Raw genomic sequence first — 15589 nt, 5'->3', positions numbered from 1 at the left:
ATACATTTCAATGCGTTGACGATGATGGACTTCTACGAGCGTTGGCTGACTGGGCGAGGTCGACACTTAGAAGTTCTCCATCTCGAAGATAACTGCGCCGAGACCAGACGAAATTGATTGCTGACTTGGGTCGGGCGATCCAGATCAGCATGTACAATTTCATGGTGCTGGCCGTTCTTGCGGACAAGGCGGATGCGATACGTTGGCAGCTGGCCGAAATAAATCGATGAATTAATCAACAAAACTCTTCTTTAAGTTCGGCAGAGTGTCTAAATTATTACAATACAGAAGGATAGCCTGCATGGGTTTGCTTGCTGAAATTCAGAACGACGCTCTCTCCGATACCGTTCCGGTTGCTACGTTGCTCCGAAAAGTGATGGTGCTCGCTGCCAACCTAGATAGTGCTCTGCTTGAGGACTGGGTGCGGCATGAGTTGCACGGATACGATGCTGATGTCGAGGTTCCTGCGTACCGGAAGTTCGTAATGAACTTCAAAGTTAGTGGCGCCAATGCTAGGTGGCAGTTGACGGGTCAGCCAGTGCCGCAGGTTCTCGTCAATCAAATCGTCAACGATGACACGTTCCACTTTTTCGAGTGCCGGCAGCCGATTGGCACGATTAGCCCTGACGAGATCAAAGCCAGTAAGGGCAAACTCTCCATCAATCTCGATAATTACGTTCTGCTCATGCAGGGCAAACTATTCGAGCCAAGTTTTAACATCTCCCGATTTTGGGGAGAGGTATCTGCATCACAGGTTATGGGGATTATCGATGCAGTTCGCAGCCGCGTCCTCGACTTTGTGCTGAAACTCAAAAGAACCTACCCCGACGCCGGGGAGATTGATGGACTTACGACGAAAACACCGGAGGTTAATCAAGCAGTGACCCAAATTTACAATACCACAATCCACGGCGACAATGCAGGGCCCGTGGGCAATAACAGCGGGGCGACCATAAATGTCACTGTCAACGCGGGCAGCATCAAAGACCTTCGGTCAGTGTTGGCAAAAGAGGGTGTCGAGGAAGCGGACCTTATCGAACTTGAAGCAGCCGTTAGCTCTGAGCCAGCAATAGGCCAGGACAAAAAGTTCGGCCCCAAGGTGACAGTGTGGCTTGGCAAGATGGTGAGCAAGGCAGGCTCCGGAGCATGGGCTGTAAGCCTTGGTGCTGCTGGTGCGCTTCTGGAAAAGGCTCTGCTCGGCTATTACGGCTACAATTAATTCGACGTGGGCCGATACTCGGAGCGAACAAGGGCCTTCCAAGCGACTTCGCCCATAATCTGAATGGCGGCGTTCCTTAAGTTGGCCCTTGCCGACCGTCTGGAATCAGCCGCAAATCGGTCGCCACTCGGAGCTATGTGGTGTCCTCCCGTACGCCACCCCCATCCCCCGCCGTCACCGGCAATACCGATACCCGCCCGTCCGCTTCATCACGTCGAGATGCATGTGGTCGCGGTGCGTCTCGTCGCTGCCGGGGGAGAGGACGGTGGTGAAACAGAGGCAGGCGGCGGCGTTCAGCGCCCGCTGGAAGGCGGCTGCGCGATCACAGAGAGGAGAGATGACGGCAAGATCGTTGCCGACGAGGATGCAGGTCAGACCCTCGCGCTCGCGCAGGTGCATCAGCAGGTTCAGGATTTCCTGTTGGATCGATACGTCGAGCGCAGAGATCGCCTCATCCAGCATCAGGATGAGCGGCGGTCCCTCCCCAGAGCGAGCTTTCGGGGCCGCGACATTTTCAGATGTCCAGAGGTAAGTTGGACAGCCGGCGAAGAGCGCCATTTTCTATGACGTAATTCTGCTCGAGACGTATTCCACCCCGGAGACTGTCACCGTACAAGCCGGGTTCGAGCGTGAACGTACAGCCCTCTTCAAAGATGTCGTTCGAACCCGAATTTATGAACGGGCGCTCGACCGGGTCCAGGCCAAGCCCATGGCCCAAGTGATGGTCAAAGCGCCAGTCATCGCGGTGGCTATTCAGGATGGATGTAATCTCCTGGAAAACTGTCCCGCATCGAACGCCCGGCCGGATCATGTCTTCGGCTATCGACAGTGCATGAACAACGCGGCTGAAGGCTTCCTCCTGCACCGGCGCTCGCGTCCCCGACACAGCGAAAGTCCGGCACATGTCGGAAAAATAGTTTGCGACAACCGCTCCGGCATCCACGGGCAGAAGATCGCCCTCCACCAGAGGCACGGGTCGAGGCCGGCCGCCTGGCTGTCCCCCACGAAAATCGTTGCCTAGCTCCCCCATCGTCTGTCCCGCAGCCACAATTGCAGCTCCCTGAAACAGGGCAAACACTTCGGTTTCCAGAAGTCCGGGGGCGATATGCGGCGCGATCGCACGGTATCCAGCTTCATTGGCGGCAATGGCCGCGGAAATTAGCGCGACTTCATCCGGGTACTTGCGTCGGCGCATCGACGAGATATGCCCGGATATCGGTGTGATGGTGTGTCCTGCGATATCGGTGCAATCCGCGCCAAGCGCCTTCGTTTTAGCCAGGCGGATATCCAACGCCGCAAGTCCCGCTCGCTCGCGGTCTTCGAAAGTGGTCGTGAACATCGAATCGTCGAACCGGACTGTTTCATCGGCGTAGACGTCAGACTCCATTGAATTGCCGACCGAGATCAAACCGAAGCCATCGCGGCCGACGAACCCCGAGGCTGGCGAGCTTCTCCATCCTCGCAACCCAAAAAAGTACGTCAGGTGCTGAGGTCGCGTGATCAGGGCCCCATCCAGGCCAACCTCAACAAGCCAATTGGAAAGGCGCGTGCGACGCTCCCGGCAACCTGCGTCTTGCAGTCTTGCCAGTGCTGCGAAGTCCACAATATTTCTCTCGGGATAGAGCGAGGTGGGTAGGCTCATGGACAATCTTCTCCAACTTCGTCTCGCTCCTCTTTAGAGCCGACGCAGCATTCAAACTATTATCATCTATTCCTATACAATGCGGGCTTCTCTCTACAAGCTAGCATACGGTATGAGGATGATCCGCCGGACAATGAACGTCCGACGCGGCCCCAGCAAAGGCTTGCGATGGTTGGTACTTTCGTTCCAATTGCGGACCGTGACCTTCCGAGCCCAAGTCGGTCATCTATCGCGGGCGAGCGGAGGTCCGCTCCCGCCGCAATCCCCCGCGCCCCATCTCCCCCGCCTTCACCGGCAATACCGATACCCACCCCTTCGCTTCATCCCGTCGAGATGCATGTGGTCCTCGTGCGTGCCGTCGCTGCCGGGGGAGAGAACGGTGGTGAAGCAGAGGCAGGCGGCGGCGGTGATCGTCGCGATCAACCATTTCGGCACGGACACCGAGGCCGAGATCGAGGCGGACGTCTCATGACGCGCCTTTGATCGTATTCCATCCACGGCATCACTTGAAAACCGGTGCCGCAGCGGATAAATCGAAACTATACAGTTAAACTGTATAATTTCGATACGATAGCTGACGGGAAGGATCAATCATGTCTGCCGACAACAAGGAGGTGGTTCGCCGCTTCAACATCGAGGTCATCCAAAACGGCAACGAGACCGAATTCCATGCTCTGATGGCTCCGGATTTCATCAACCATTCAGCGCCGCAGGGAATGCCGAATGGCCCGGACAGCATGTGGAACACCTTCCAGAACGTCCTTCGCCCCGCCTTTTCCGACCTGAAGATAACAATCCACGATCAGATCGCCGAGGGTGACAAGGTGACGACCCGAAAGACGATCAGCGGCGTTCACTCCGGCACATTGATGGGAATTCCCGCCACAGGCCGGGACGTCGCCATCAGCGTCATTGATATCGTGCGGGTGGAGGACGGCAGGTATGCCGAGCACTGGGGGCTGAACACCCTGTCCAATGTCCTCGCCGCACTGTCGAAGGCGTAGCGGTCCGGGCTACATGAGCCGCTCGATGACGAGGATTGCGGCTTGAAGCGTCTGTTTGTCCTGGCTGGATAGCCGCTCTTCGATCAGGGCCGCAATCTTCGATGTCCGGGCTTCGCGGGAGCGGGACAATTCTTCCCGCCCCCTTTGGGTTATGGAAAGAAGTTGACTGCGCCCGTCGGCCGGATTGGGCAGTTTGCCGACCAGCCCGTCAAGCTCCAGCTGTGCGGTGACCAGTCGCATGCTCTGGTGTCTGACATTGCGGAGGTTCGCCAGTTCGGCAACACTCAGCGGACCGCTCCGATCAAGAAGCGACAGGGTCTCCGACTGAGACGTGGTCGGCGTATGCGCCTCACTCTTGACGAGACGGACAAATCTCCCAAGCGTGGCGCGAAGATCTTCCGCCAGTGCAAGCACATCCGTATGATTTTCTGAACTGGCTCGATCGCCGGCCATTCGCCTTTGCCTCCCGTGGAGAACATAGTTCCCTCCGGCATACACTGTCATGCGCCATGAGCGAAATAGCCCAGGCCGACAGGTGCGCAACTGGCGCAAATTCATCCTCCTACGCCTGCATCTTCCCCTGACTTCACCGGCAATACCGATAGCCGCCCGTCCGCTTCATCACGTCGAGATGCATGTGGTCCTCGTGCGTGCCGTCGCTGCCGGGGGAGAGGACGGTGGTGAAATAGAGGCAGGCGGCGGCGTTCAGCGTCCGCTGGAAGGCGGCGGCGAGGTTGGAATCCTCCTGCCCGACGATCTTCATCGGAACCGGGCCTTTTTCGAATTCCAGCGCCGCGATGTCGATCGCGTTGCCGCGGGCGTGTTCGGAAATCTTACCCGTGTCGGCACTGTTGCGCTTGCGGCAGACGTAGCCGGACGCCTGATGCACGGCCTCGAGCCTGCCCATGTCCGGCAGGCCGAGATGTGCGGCGGGCGCGACGAGATCGCGGGTCATGCGGGCGAGCTGCAGCAGCGTCTCGCAGCGCGCCGTCGCCTCGGGTTCGATCGCGACGTCGGCCGAGAGCCGCGTCATCGCGATCGGCTTGTCGATGCCGCAGCCCTCGCCGTCGTCGATGCGCGGGAGTAGCTTGAACGCCGCGCCGAGTTCCTTCAGTTCGGCCGTGCAGGCATCGAATGTCGCCTGGTCTTCGGTTTCGATCGGTGGCGGCGGAGGGGCGGGGTCGGCCGGCGCTGCCGGCTCCTCTTTCTTCTCCGGTTCCGGTGCCGCCGGCTCTTGCCTTTCCTCCGGCTTTTCAGCGGGCAGGGGAGGCCCTGCGGTGGGGGCTTGGTCGGCCTGAGGCGGTTTCGGCAGGGGGACCGGAGGATTGTCCGGCGCAGCCACGGCGGTGGCGGCGGCGAGTGCTGCCGCCAGCAGAAGAAGTCTCAGCAACCGTCCTGTCTCCGTTGTCGGGCCTGTAGACAACGGCCTAGCGCGTATTTGGTTTCATCGATAGCCGGAAATACAGTCCTCCAAGCCCTCTTGCGCGGCCGCCGGCTTGACGGTATGAGTTTCGTCATGACGACGTTTTTGAACATCGGTAACTGGTGGTGGGCTCGCTAACGCGGCCTTGACCAGTCATGTCCTAAAGACAAGTGACCCAAAGCCGCCCGGAAAACCTGAGGCGGCTTTTTTGTATTCAGGCGCCTCCATCCGGGCCTTGAACGACGGAGTGAAGAGAGAGCATGACGACGATCATTCGGGATGATGGCGGGGAGACCTATACCACCCGCGGCGGTATCAAGGTGACGCGCTCGCGCCGGGCGGCGCCCTATGCCGATGCCATCAACGGCTACATCGACAGGCTCGACGAGCGCCGCGGTGCGGTCTTCTCCTCCAACTACGAATATCCGGGCCGCTATACGCGCTGGGACACGGCGATCGTCGATCCGCCGCTCGGCATTTCCTGCTTCGGCCGCAAGATGTGGATCGAGGCCTACAACGAGCGCGGCGAGGTGCTGCTCTCCTTCATCGCCGCAAGGCTGCGGACGGTCGCGGAAATCACGCTCGGCGCCTCGACGGCGCGCCGTCTCGATCTGACGGTCAACGAGCCCGACCGCATCTTCACCGAAGAGGAACGCTCGAAGATCCCGACGGTCTTCACCGTGCTCCGTGCGATCACCGATCTCTTCCATTCCGAGGCGGACAGCTCGATCGGCCTTTTCGGCGCCTTCGGCTACGATCTCGCCTTCCAGTTCGATGCGATCAAGCTGTCGCTCGAACGTCCGGAAGACCAGCGCGACATGGTGCTCTTCCTGCCGGACGAGATCCTCGTCGTCGACCACTACTCCGCCAAGGCCTGGATCGACCGCTATGATTTCGAGAAGGACGGCGTGACGACCGAGGGCAAGGCGGACGCAATCGCGCCGGAACCGTTCAAGGCGACCGACACGATCCCGCCGCGCGGCGACCATCGTCCGGGCGAATATGCCGAACTCGTGGTCAAGGCCAAGGAGAGCTTCCGCCGCGGCGACCTCTTCGAGGTGGTGCCGGGCCAGAAGTTCATGGAGCGCTGCGAATCGAAGCCTTCGGAGATTTCGAAGCGGCTGAAGGAGATCAATCCGTCTCCCTATTCCTTCTTCATCAATCTCGGAAACCAGGAATATCTGGTCGGGGCCTCGCCCGAGATGTTCGTCCGCGTGTCGGGCCGGCGCATCGAGACCTGCCCGATCTCGGGCACGATCAAGCGCGGCGCCGACCCGATCGCCGACAGCGAGCAGATCCTGAAGCTTCTGAATTCCAAGAAGGACGAGAGCGAGCTCACCATGTGCTCGGACGTCGACCGCAACGACAAGTCCCGCGTTTGCGAGCCGGGCTCGGTCAAGGTCATCGGCCGCCGCCAGATCGAGATGTATTCGCGCCTCATCCACACCGTCGACCACATCGAGGGGCGGCTCCGCGACGGCATGGACGCCTTCGACGGCTTCCTCTCCCATGCCTGGGCGGTGACGGTGACGGGTGCGCCGAAACTCTGGGCGATGCGCTTCATCGAGGCGCATGAGAAGAGCCCGCGCGCCTGGTATGGCGGGGCGGTCGGCATGGTCGGCTTCAACGGCGACATGAACACCGGCTTGACGCTCAGGACCGTGCGGATCAAGGATGGGATCGCCGAGGTGCGCGCCGGCGCGACGCTCTTGAACGATTCCATACCGGAAGAGGAAGAGGCTGAAACCGAACTGAAGGCATCCGCCATGATTTCTGCCATTCGCGATGCGAAATCTGGAAACGACGAGAAGTCGAAGCGCGGTGTCGCCGCCGTCGGCAAGGGCGTGAACATCCTGCTCGTCGATCACGAGGACAGCTTCGTCCATACGCTCGCAAACTATTTCCGCCAGACCGGCGCCACCGTGACGACCGTGCGCACGCCGGTCGCCGACGAGGTCTTCGACCGCCTCAAGCCGGACCTCGTGGTGCTTTCGCCCGGCCCCGGTACCCCGAAGGACTTCGACTGCAAGGCGACGATCAAGAAGGCGCGGGCGCGGCAATTGCCGATCTTCGGCGTCTGCCTCGGGCTGCAGGCGCTTGCCGAAGCCTATGGCGGCGAGTTGCGCCAGCTCGCGATCCCGATGCACGGCAAGCCCTCGCGTATCCGTGTTCTCGAACCCGGCATCGTCTTCTCCGGTCTTGCGAAGGAAGTGACCGTCGGCCGCTACCACTCGATCTTCGCCGATCCCGCAACGCTCGACCGTGACTTTATGATCACGGCGGAGAGCGAGGACGGCACGATCATGGGCATCGAGCACACCAAGGAGCCGGTGGCAGCGGTGCAGTTCCATCCGGAATCGATCATGACGCTCGGGCAGGACGCCGGCATGCGGATGATCGAGAACGTGGTCGCGCATCTCGCCCGGCGTGCGAAGGAAAAGGCGGCGTGACGACGGCGAACGCTTGACCCCGTACCGCCATTTGTCATAGGGACCTGATTGCGAAACCGTCCACCGTCCGTGGGCGGTTTCGTCGTTGTGGAAGTAGCGAATGCAATTCGCTTGCAAGTGCAGGGGCGGCAGGAAGATGACGACAGCGAGCAACGGTCTGGTAAGGCGCCTGGCCTTCTGGGGCATTCCCCTTTCCATCGGGGTCATGGGGCTGAAGCTCGTCGCCTGGAAGGTGACGGGGTCGGTGGCGCTGCTCTCAGACGGGCTGGAATCGACGGTCAACGTGGTGGCGGCGGTCGTCGCATTCTTCGTCATCCGCTACGCCCAGAAGCCAGCGGATTCGAGCCATCCGTACGGTCACCACAAGGCGGAGTATTTCTCCGCGGTCCTCGAAGGCGTGCTGATCGTCGTCGCGGCCCTGCTGATCCTTCAGGAAGCGGTCGGTGCTCTCCCCAATCCGAAGCTTCTCGACGCACCGGTGCTCGGTCTTGCCATCAACTCGCTCGCGGCCGTCATCAACTGCGTGTGGGCCTTGACACTCATTCGTGTCGGCAAGACGCATCGGTCGCCGGCGTTGCAGGCGGACGGCCACCACGTGCTCTCCGACGTGGTGACGTCGGGCGGCGTGCTGATCGGCCTTGTGCTTGCCATAGTCACCGGCTACGCGATCCTCGACCCGTTGCTCGCCATCCTCGTCGCGCTCAACATCATCTTCCAGGGCTGGAAGGTGATCTCGCATTCCGTTGCCGGCCTCATGGACCAGGCGGTCACGCCGGAGGAGGAAGAGGCGATCAAGCAGACGATCAAGGAGAATTCCGAAGGCTCGCTCGGGGTGCATTATCTTCGGTCACGTCGGGCCGGTGCCGCCACCTTCGTCGCCTTCGACCTGGTGGTGCCCTCCAGGATGACCGTGGGGGATGCCCATGTGATCTGTGACCGGCTGGAAATGGCCTTGCACAAGGCACTGCCCGGCACGCGCGTCACGATCCATGTCGAGCCGGAGAACGAAATGGCGCACGGCAACGGCGTCGAAATCTGAAGGAGTTTCATGATGAGCAAGACCGACGTTTCCGGGTTGACGCAGCTCGGTCAGTCCGTCGAGGCGCCCACGACCCCCGAATCCGCGGTCCTCGAACGCGTGCCGAACGGCAATGCCGGGACCGACTACGTCGTCCGCTTCACCGCGCCTGAATTCACCTCGCTCTGCCCGATGACGGGCCAGCCGGACTTCGCGCACATCGTCATCGACTACATTCCCGGCGACTGGCTGGTGGAATCGAAATCGCTGAAGCTCTTCCTCTTTTCCTTCCGCAACCACGGTGCCTTCCACGAGGATTGCTCGGTCTATATCGCCAAGCGGCTGGTCGACCTCCTGCAGCCGAAGTGGCTGCGGATCGGCGCTTACTGGTATCCGCGCGGCGGCATTCCGATCGACGTGTTCTGGCAGACGGGCGAGGTGCCTGCCGGCGTGTGGCTTCCCGACCAGGGCGTTCCGACCTATCGCGGTCGCGGCTGAATCGTGCGCACCGGCCGGCGGCCGCGGAAAGGGCGGCCAGCCGTCGAAGATCGACGAATAGCCCTCCCAGGATTGGCACAAATGAAAACGGCGGGCCTGGTGCCCGCCGTCCTGGTTTTGGGGATGCTTTCGGATCAGCCGAAGACGAGGGCCGCGCCGCCGAGTGCGGTCGCAGCGCCGAGAAGGCGGGTGGTGATCGTTCCCATGCGGGACAGCGAGATGCCGAGGCCGACGCCCGCTGCATGCAGGAGCGCGGTGGAGACGAGGAAGCCGAGGCCGAACTGCACGGCGCCGGCAGCACCGAGTTCGCCGCCATGGGCGTGGCCGTGGAAGAGCGCGAAGAGACCGACGATCGCCGCCGAGACTGCGGTCGGAAGACGGACGGCGGTTGCGATCAGCAGGCCGAGGCCGATGACGGAGGCCAGCACGGCCGGCTCGACGAAGGGCAGGCCGATGCCGGAGACGGCAAGCAGGAAGCCGACGGCCATGGTGGTCACGAAGGCTGCGGGAACGGCGAAGAGCGCGCGGCCGCCGATCTGCGAGGCCCAGAGGCCGACGGCCACCATGGCGAGCACGTGGTCGGCACCGCTCAGGGGATGCGACACGCCGGCCATCATCGAGCCGTGCTCGGTCGGATCGAGGTGGGCGAAGGCCGGAGCCGTGGCAGCGGCGATGAAGGCGGCAGAAAGTGAAAGTCGTTTGAACATCTCTTGTCCCTCGGTTTGGTCGACACGGCGCCCGGAAATCGGTCACGCCTGCCCTCGAAGCTATAGGCCATCCGAACGCGTGACGTAAGCCGGTCAGCCCGGTTCGGCAGCAATTTTCGCACCGGTAACAAATACGCACAGCGAAATGAACGATCCCGGAGCCTTTGCGGCGCCGGGATCGGCAATTGCGACATCGGGCGCGGGACGCCGCGGTGGCGGAAGAAGCTCGCCTTACTTCTGGGCGTCGAGAACTTCGGCACAACGCGACAGGCTGAAGCCTTCGCCGGTCGTGTCGTTGCTCGCCCGAATCGCGCGAATGCGATCGGTCGCGTCGACGGTGATCTGCACCTCGCAGAAGAGTTCCTCGACACGGGCGGGGGAAATCATCTGCGGCTGCTGCGGGACGTAGACGCCCATGCTGCTCGTCGTCGTCTTGGTGACGGTGACGCCCGGTTCCTTTTCGCGGCTGGTCGTCTTGGTGACGGTCTTGCCGTAGACCGGCTGCTCGGCCGGTGTGGAATATTGCGCGGGGATGTACTGCGTCTTTTCCCCGCCACGCCATGTATAGATGGTGTTGCCACTGGCGGTGCGGAACTCCGAGACCGGCGGCCCGTAGCGGGAGAAGAAGAGTTCGGACGGCTGGCCGATCCAGCGCGACTGGATGACGGTGTTGGCTTCTTCTGTGGTCGTGCAGCTCACGAGTGCTGCAGCCACAAGCGCCAGTGCGGCGAGACGGATCTTCATGTCGGATACCCCTGTCGTTTCCCAGCCATCCGGCAGACCGTTCCCCTCGCAAGCGCGGTCGCGGGGTCCTCTCGATCTGTCGGCTTGTCGCGGCGACGTTAGTTCGCCGGCAAAAGGCGAGACAACAGGACACGTCCGGTCCGCCCAAAAATGGGCGGCATAACCCCCGGAAAACCGACGGACGGCGGCTTTTCACAGCTCGCCGCTTGCTCCGACGGCAGACGATCCCATATTCGAGATGGTTGCCCCATGTGCCCGGTTGCACGGACCTTGCGAAGGAGACGCAAGCTTGATTGCCTTCGACAACAGCTATGCCCGTTTGCCCGAGCGCTTCTTCAGGCCGGTCGAGCCCCGTCCGGTCGCCGCGCCGCGCCTCATCCGGTTCAACGCACCCCTTGCTGACGAACTCGGCCTTGATCTCGGCGCGTTCGACGACGACGCGCTTGCGCGCCTTTTCAGCGGCAATGCCCTGCCGGAAGGGGCCGCCCCGGTTGCCATGGCCTATGCCGGCCATCAGTTCGGCAGTTTCGTGCCCCAGCTCGGTGATGGTCGGGCGATCCTGCTCGGCGAAGTGCTCGACCGCCACGGGATCCGCCGCGACATCCAGCTCAAGGGGGCAGGCGAGACACCGTTCTCCCGGCAGGGCGACGGCCGCGCGGCGCTCGGACCGGTGCTGCGGGAATATATCGTCTCGGAAGCCATGCACGCGCTCGGCATTCCGACGACGCGGGCGCTCGCCGCTGTGCTGACGGGTGAGCCGGTCTACCGCGAGACGGCGCTGCCTGGCGCGATCCTGACCCGGGTCGCGGCGAGCCATGTCCGCATCGGCACCTTCCAGTATTTCGCCGTCCGCGGCGATATCGACGGCTTGCGCGCGCTCGCCGGTCATGTGATTGCCCGCCATTATCCTGAGCTTGCGGACTTGCAGGATCCCTATCTTGCGCTTTTCCGGGCGGTGGCGGCCCGCCAGGCGGCGCTCGTCGCGCGCTGGATGTCGATCGGCTTCATCCACGGCGTCATGAACACCGACAACATGACCGTCTCGGGCGAGACGATCGACTTCGGCCCCTGTGCGTTCCTCGACGAATACGATCCGCGCAAGGTCTTCTCCTCGATCGACCAGCGCGGCCGCTACGCCTATTCCAACCAGCCGGGCATTGCCCAATGGAACCTGGCGCGGTTTGCCGAGACCTTGCTGCCGTTGATGGGCGGGCGCGAGGACGAGAATGTCGAAGCCGCCAACGAGGCGCTTGCCGAGTTCGGCCGCGTCTTCCAGGCGCGGTGGCTCGAGGCCTTCCGCGAGAAGCTCGGACTCACCGGCGAAGCTCATGACGATCAGCCGCTCGTCAACGATTTCCTGGCGCTGATGCATCGGGGTGAGGCCGATTTCACGCTGACCTTCCGGGCACTCGCCAAGCTCGCCGGCGGCGCGCCGGATGCGCCTCTGCTGGCACACTTCTCTGATGCGGAGGGCGTCACGAACTGGCTCTCCCGGTGGCGCGCCCGCCTAAGCGCCGATCTGCGGCCGGCCGCGGACCGTCAGGCGGCGATGGAGGCGGTCAACCCGGCCATCATTCCGCGTAACCACCGTATCGAGGCGGTGATCGCCGCTGGTCTCGCCGGTGATTTCAAACCTTTCGAGCAAATGCTGGAAGCAACGTCGAAGCCTTACGTCGAGCGGCCGGAATTCGCCGCCTTCATGGAGCCGCCGAAGCTGGAGGAACGGGTCGCGCGGACCTTCTGCGGGACCTGACCGCCGTCAGAACGCAATCCCGGCAGCCGGGCGAACGCTGACGACGCGCTCGCCGGCATCGAAGCCGTCGAGCGTCGCGTTGTGGTGGGCGATGATCTCATCGTAGGTGAGGGCGCCGGCATCGGCGGTCATGTGGCCGTCCGCCACCAGCGTGACGTCATAGCCGAGCGAAACCGCGCGCCGTGTCGTCGTGTCGACGCAGAACTGGGTCATGCAGCCACCGATGATGAGCGTGTCTATGCCTCTCTCATCGAGCCTTTCCTTCAGGTCGGTTTCGAAGAAGGAATCGCAGGCCTGCTTGTGGACCACGACGTCGCCCGGCGCCGGCGCGATCTCGGGGCGGATGTCCCAGCCGGGTGTGCCGACGGCGAGGCGATGGCCGGCAGGGCCGTCGTGCTGGACGAGGACGACGGGGATGCCGGCCGCCCTTGCCCTGTCCTTCAGTGTCTTCAGTCGTGAGACGGTTTCGTCGAGGGCGCGGTCCAGGACCGGCTGGCGTTCGGGCGAGCCCTTGCCGGCCAGGATTGCATTCTGGACATCGATGATCAGCAGCGCCTTCGGCATGGTGGCCTTTCCATAAAGAGAAGAGGTGAGAGTGCGGACACTCTCACCCCGTTCGACGATTCGCCAGAGCGAAATGCGGAGACTTACGACGCCTTCGGCAGGCGCAGGGTTTCCGGATCATAGACCCGGCCGAAGCGGTTTGCGAGGAAGCGTTCGAGGCTGATCTCCTCCTGCCGGACGAAGCCCTGCTGCGGCAGTTCGCCGTTCGCCAGCATGTCGAGCACGGTGCAGATGCCGGCCGCCGTGGTGATCTGGATGGCGCTCATCTTGCGGCCGGCGACGACGCCCGCATAAACCTTGTTGGCGTACGTATCCTGCATGAAGCGGCCTTCGCGGGTGCCGCAGACAGTGACGAAGATTACGACGACATCCTGCATGGTGGCCGGCAGGGCGTTCTCGAAGAGGTCCTTCAGCACGTCGCGGCGGTTCTTGAGGTTGAGGTCGTTCAGCAGCGCCTTCACGATCGCCTGGTGGCCGGGATAGCGGATGGTGCGGTAGTTCATCGTGCGCACGCGGCCTTCGAGCGTCTTGCAGAGCGTGCCGAGGCCGCCGGAGGTGTTAAAGGCCTCGTAGGTGACGCCGTCGAGCGAGAATTCCTCGCGCTCTTCCATGGCCGGGACGGTGACGAGCTTGCCTTCGACGATCGCCTCGCAGGGCTCGATATACTCGTTGATCAGCCCGTCGGTGCTCCAGGTCAGGTTGTAGTTCAGAGCGTTCGACGGATATTGCGGCAGGGCGCCGACACGCATGCGCACGCTGTCCAGCGTGTCGAAGCCGGTCGCGAGGTCATGGGCGACGATCGAGATGAAGCCCGGCGCGAGCCCGCATTGCGGGATGAAGGCGCCCTTGGCGCCCTTGGCGAGTGCTTCCACCTTGCGGGTGGTGGCGACATCCTCGGTCAAGTCGAGATAATGGATGCCGGTGCGGGCGGCGGCTTCGGCGATTGCGCCCGTCAGGTGGAAGGGCGCGGCGCTCAGGACCGCGAACTTGCCCGAAAGCAGGGCATCCAGCGCGACGCTGTCGGAGATGTCGACGGCGGCGGTGGAAACGGCCTCGTGCGGTGCGATAGCGTCCAGCTGTTCGCGGCTGCGGTCGGCTACCGTCACGCGGTAGTCGCCGGTCGCGGCGAGCATGTGGGCGATTGCGCCGCCGATCTTGCCTGCGCCGATTACGACAATGTCCTTCATTGATGTCCCCTTGGAAGTTCTGCAAACGGAAAGCATCAGAATGACGCCGTAATTGGTCGTTTCATAGCTGCAATTTGTGCGATATGATGTGCCTGTATCGGCATATCGGCAAAGGGAATGGACAAAATGCAAGTTTCGGCCAAGGACCAGGAGTTGCTGGCGCTGCTCGGCGAGAATGCCCGCATGCCGGTCGCAACGCTGGCACGGCGGCTTGGTCTCTCGCGGACGACCGTACAGGCGCGGCTGGAGCGGCTGGAACGCGACGGTGTGATCGCCGGCTACGGGCTGAAGCTCTCGGACGCCTATCTGAGCGGGCTCGTGCGCGCGCACGTGCTGATCACCATCGCCCCGAAGTCGCTCTCGGCGGTCACCGCCGAACTTGCTGCGATCCGTGAGGTGACGACGCTCCATTCGGTCAACGGCCCCTTCGACCTGATCGCCGTCATCGCCGCCGCCTCGATTGCCGAGCTCGACCGGCTGATCGACCGGATCGGCGAACTGGCCGGCGTCGAGCGCACGCTCTCCTCGATCATCCTGTCGACGCGGATCTCGCGGTAATCATCCGCCGCGGGCGAGGGAGGCGCCTCCGTCCCTGCCGTTTCCCTCTGCTAACCGCCTGTTCACCGGTTCGGTGCTTCCCCTTTTTCCCGCATTGTTTTAGGACTTGAGTCGCACTATGTGCGGGAGAGTGAACCCCAAGTGGAGAATGTCCGATGAATGAAGACGACGACGACAAGAGCAAGGAACTGCCGCTCGGCAAGGAAACGGAAGCGAACCTCTTCAAGTCGCGTTCGATCTTCATCTATGGCGGGATCACCCAGGAACTCGCCCAGAAGGTCTGCACCCAGCTCGTGGCACTGGCCGCCGCCAGCGACGACGACATCCGCGTCTTCGTCAATTCGCCGGGCGGGCATGTCGAATCGGGCGATTCGATCCACGACATGATCAAGTTCATCAAGCCGAAGGTCTGGATCATCGGCACCGGCTGGGTCGCCTCCGCCGGCGCGCTGATCTATGTCTCGGTTCCGAAGGAACAGCGCCTCTGCCTGCCGAACACCCGCTTCCTGCTGCACCAACCGTCCGGCGGCACCCGCGGCATGGCTTCCGACATCGAGATCCAGGCGCGCGAGATCATCAAGATGAACGAGCGCCTCAACAAGATCTTCGCAGCCGCGACCGGCCAGCCGGTCGAAAAGATCGCCAAGGACACCGACCGCGACTACTGGCTGTCGGCGCAGGAGGCCAAGGAGTACGGCCTCGTCTCCCGCATCATCGAGAGCCAGTCGGACATCTGAGCCGGACGGTCCGGAACACGGAATTGAAGCACCCCGTCGGAGCGGTCCGGCGGGGTTTTGAGTTTGGGGCGAACGTTCGCCGGGA

Annotated in this window: 15 protein-coding genes and 2 pseudogenes; 8 read left to right on the top strand and 9 right to left on the bottom strand. The window is 62.5% G+C overall.

Annotation, left to right across the window (positions count from 1 at the left end):
• The first annotated feature begins 301 nt into the window (after nucleotides 1-301).
• Entirely contained in the window at nucleotides 302-1219 is a 918-nt protein-coding gene (locus NHF53_RS12735) for a hypothetical protein (protein ID WP_252834482.1), read from the top strand.
• A gap of 174 nt (nucleotides 1220-1393) precedes the next feature.
• Here the strand turns inward: NHF53_RS12735 and NHF53_RS24295 are convergent.
• The 3 genes and pseudogenes from NHF53_RS24295 to NHF53_RS12720 all read right to left on the bottom strand — a co-directional run.
• A pseudogene (locus tag NHF53_RS24295) lies at nucleotides 1394-1693 on the bottom strand (extensin family protein); the annotation flags it as partial.
• 40 nt (nucleotides 1694-1733) lie between these two features.
• Nucleotides 1734-2861: a Xaa-Pro peptidase family protein gene (locus NHF53_RS12725; RefSeq protein WP_252834481.1), complete on the bottom strand. Its 1128-nt coding sequence runs from the start codon at nucleotides 2859-2861 to the stop codon at nucleotides 1734-1736.
• Between the two features lie 288 nt (nucleotides 2862-3149).
• Nucleotides 3150-3272 (bottom strand): annotated as a pseudogene (locus NHF53_RS12720) (extensin family protein); the annotation flags it as partial.
• 182 nt (nucleotides 3273-3454) lie between these two features.
• Here NHF53_RS12720 and NHF53_RS12715 point away from each other — a divergent pair.
• A complete protein-coding gene (locus tag NHF53_RS12715) occupies nucleotides 3455-3865 on the top strand; it encodes an ester cyclase (RefSeq protein WP_252834480.1) in 411 nt (136 codons plus the stop codon).
• A 9-nt stretch (nucleotides 3866-3874) separates the two neighbouring features.
• Here NHF53_RS12715 and NHF53_RS12710 read toward each other — a convergent pair whose 3' ends face one another.
• Nucleotides 3875-4423, bottom strand: a complete 549-nt coding sequence (locus tag NHF53_RS12710) for a MarR family winged helix-turn-helix transcriptional regulator (RefSeq protein ID WP_252834479.1) — start codon at nucleotides 4421-4423, stop codon at nucleotides 3875-3877.
• A 28-nt stretch (nucleotides 4424-4451) separates the two neighbouring features.
• Nucleotides 4452-5255, bottom strand: coding sequence for an extensin family protein (locus NHF53_RS12705; RefSeq protein ID WP_252834478.1), 804 nt, complete (start codon nucleotides 5253-5255; stop codon nucleotides 4452-4454).
• A 293-nt stretch (nucleotides 5256-5548) separates the two neighbouring features.
• Here NHF53_RS12705 and NHF53_RS12700 point away from each other — a divergent pair, with 293 nt between their 5' ends.
• The 3 genes from NHF53_RS12700 (at nucleotide 5549) to queF (ending at nucleotide 9254) form a co-directional block, all read left to right on the top strand.
• Nucleotides 5549-7738, top strand: coding sequence for an anthranilate synthase (locus tag NHF53_RS12700; RefSeq protein ID WP_252834477.1), 2190 nt, complete (start codon nucleotides 5549-5551; stop codon nucleotides 7736-7738).
• Nucleotides 7739-7874: 136 nt separating this feature from the next.
• Nucleotides 7875-8777, top strand: a complete 903-nt coding sequence (locus NHF53_RS12695) for a cation diffusion facilitator family transporter (protein ID WP_114361286.1) — start codon at nucleotides 7875-7877, stop codon at nucleotides 8775-8777.
• A 12-nt stretch (nucleotides 8778-8789) separates the two neighbouring features.
• Nucleotides 8790-9254 carry a preQ(1) synthase gene (gene queF, locus NHF53_RS12690; protein WP_112690879.1) on the top strand — a complete coding sequence of 155 codons (465 nt, stop codon included), beginning with the start codon at nucleotides 8790-8792 and terminating at the stop codon, nucleotides 9252-9254.
• Between the two features lie 134 nt (nucleotides 9255-9388).
• Here the strand turns inward: queF and NHF53_RS12685 are convergent, their stop codons facing one another.
• Both NHF53_RS12685 and NHF53_RS12680 read right to left on the bottom strand, forming a co-directional pair.
• Nucleotides 9389-9961, bottom strand: a complete 573-nt coding sequence (locus tag NHF53_RS12685) for a HupE/UreJ family protein (RefSeq protein ID WP_114361287.1) — start codon at nucleotides 9959-9961, stop codon at nucleotides 9389-9391.
• A 231-nt stretch (nucleotides 9962-10192) separates the two neighbouring features.
• Nucleotides 10193-10705: a hypothetical protein gene (locus NHF53_RS12680; RefSeq protein WP_114361288.1), complete on the bottom strand. Its 513-nt coding sequence runs from the start codon at nucleotides 10703-10705 to the stop codon at nucleotides 10193-10195.
• 238 nt (nucleotides 10706-10943) lie between these two features.
• On the opposite strand from NHF53_RS12680, the gene NHF53_RS12675 reads away from it, so the two are divergent.
• A complete protein-coding gene (locus NHF53_RS12675; RefSeq protein WP_252834475.1) occupies nucleotides 10944-12458 on the top strand; it encodes a YdiU family protein in 1515 nt (504 codons plus the stop codon).
• A 6-nt stretch (nucleotides 12459-12464) separates the two neighbouring features.
• Here the strand turns inward: NHF53_RS12675 and NHF53_RS12670 are convergent, their stop codons facing one another.
• Together NHF53_RS12670 and NHF53_RS12665 are read right to left on the bottom strand one after the other, a co-directional pair.
• Complete coding sequence (locus NHF53_RS12670; protein ID WP_252834474.1) at nucleotides 12465-13022, bottom strand: cysteine hydrolase family protein; 558 nt, start codon at nucleotides 13020-13022, stop codon at nucleotides 12465-12467.
• An 83-nt stretch (nucleotides 13023-13105) separates the two neighbouring features.
• Complete coding sequence (locus NHF53_RS12665; RefSeq protein WP_252834473.1) at nucleotides 13106-14209, bottom strand: saccharopine dehydrogenase family protein; 1104 nt, start codon at nucleotides 14207-14209, stop codon at nucleotides 13106-13108.
• 126 nt (nucleotides 14210-14335) lie between these two features.
• Between NHF53_RS12665 and NHF53_RS12660 the strand changes: the two genes are divergently transcribed.
• Nucleotides 14336-14767, top strand: a complete 432-nt coding sequence (locus tag NHF53_RS12660; protein WP_112690878.1) for an Lrp/AsnC family transcriptional regulator — start codon at nucleotides 14336-14338, stop codon at nucleotides 14765-14767.
• 155 nt (nucleotides 14768-14922) lie between these two features.
• On the top strand, nucleotides 14923-15504 hold the full coding sequence (locus NHF53_RS12655; RefSeq protein ID WP_112690860.1) for an ATP-dependent Clp protease proteolytic subunit: 582 nt from the start codon (nucleotides 14923-14925) through the stop codon (nucleotides 15502-15504).
• Nucleotides 15505-15589: the final 85 nt, after the last annotated feature.

It is taken from the genome of Ciceribacter sp. RN22 (assembly GCF_024054295.1).
GTDB lineage: Bacteria > Pseudomonadota > Alphaproteobacteria > Rhizobiales > Rhizobiaceae > Allorhizobium > Allorhizobium lividum.
Note: the sequence above shows the minus strand (reverse complement) of the source record. Positions and strands in the feature narration are given on the sequence as shown.

Excerpts from the sequence above, each read along its gene's own strand:
- NHF53_RS12660 (WP_112690878.1), top strand. The coding sequence starts at position 14,336 with ATGCAAGTTTCGGCCAAGGACCAGGAGTTGCTGGCGCTGCTCGGCGAG.
- NHF53_RS12680 (WP_114361288.1), bottom strand. The coding sequence starts at position 10,705 with ATGAAGATCCGTCTCGCCGCACTGGCGCTTGTGGCTGCAGCACTCGTG.
- NHF53_RS12675 (WP_252834475.1), top strand. The coding sequence starts at position 10,944 with ATGGTTGCCCCATGTGCCCGGTTGCACGGACCTTGCGAAGGAGACGCA.
- NHF53_RS12725 (WP_252834481.1), bottom strand. The coding sequence starts at position 2,861 with ATGAGCCTACCCACCTCGCTCTATCCCGAGAGAAATATTGTGGACTTC.
- NHF53_RS12665 (WP_252834473.1), bottom strand. The coding sequence starts at position 14,209 with ATGAAGGACATTGTCGTAATCGGCGCAGGCAAGATCGGCGGCGCAATC.
- NHF53_RS12700 (WP_252834477.1), top strand. The coding sequence starts at position 5,549 with ATGACGACGATCATTCGGGATGATGGCGGGGAGACCTATACCACCCGC.
- NHF53_RS12695 (WP_114361286.1), top strand. The coding sequence starts at position 7,875 with ATGACGACAGCGAGCAACGGTCTGGTAAGGCGCCTGGCCTTCTGGGGC.
- NHF53_RS12685 (WP_114361287.1), bottom strand. The coding sequence starts at position 9,961 with ATGTTCAAACGACTTTCACTTTCTGCCGCCTTCATCGCCGCTGCCACG.
- NHF53_RS12735 (WP_252834482.1), top strand. The coding sequence starts at position 302 with ATGGGTTTGCTTGCTGAAATTCAGAACGACGCTCTCTCCGATACCGTT.
- NHF53_RS12655 (WP_112690860.1), top strand. The coding sequence starts at position 14,923 with ATGAATGAAGACGACGACGACAAGAGCAAGGAACTGCCGCTCGGCAAG.
- queF (WP_112690879.1), top strand. The coding sequence starts at position 8,790 with ATGAGCAAGACCGACGTTTCCGGGTTGACGCAGCTCGGTCAGTCCGTC.
- NHF53_RS12715 (WP_252834480.1), top strand. The coding sequence starts at position 3,455 with ATGTCTGCCGACAACAAGGAGGTGGTTCGCCGCTTCAACATCGAGGTC.
- NHF53_RS12710 (WP_252834479.1), bottom strand. The coding sequence starts at position 4,423 with ATGAATTTGCGCCAGTTGCGCACCTGTCGGCCTGGGCTATTTCGCTCA.
- NHF53_RS12670 (WP_252834474.1), bottom strand. The coding sequence starts at position 13,022 with ATGCCGAAGGCGCTGCTGATCATCGATGTCCAGAATGCAATCCTGGCC.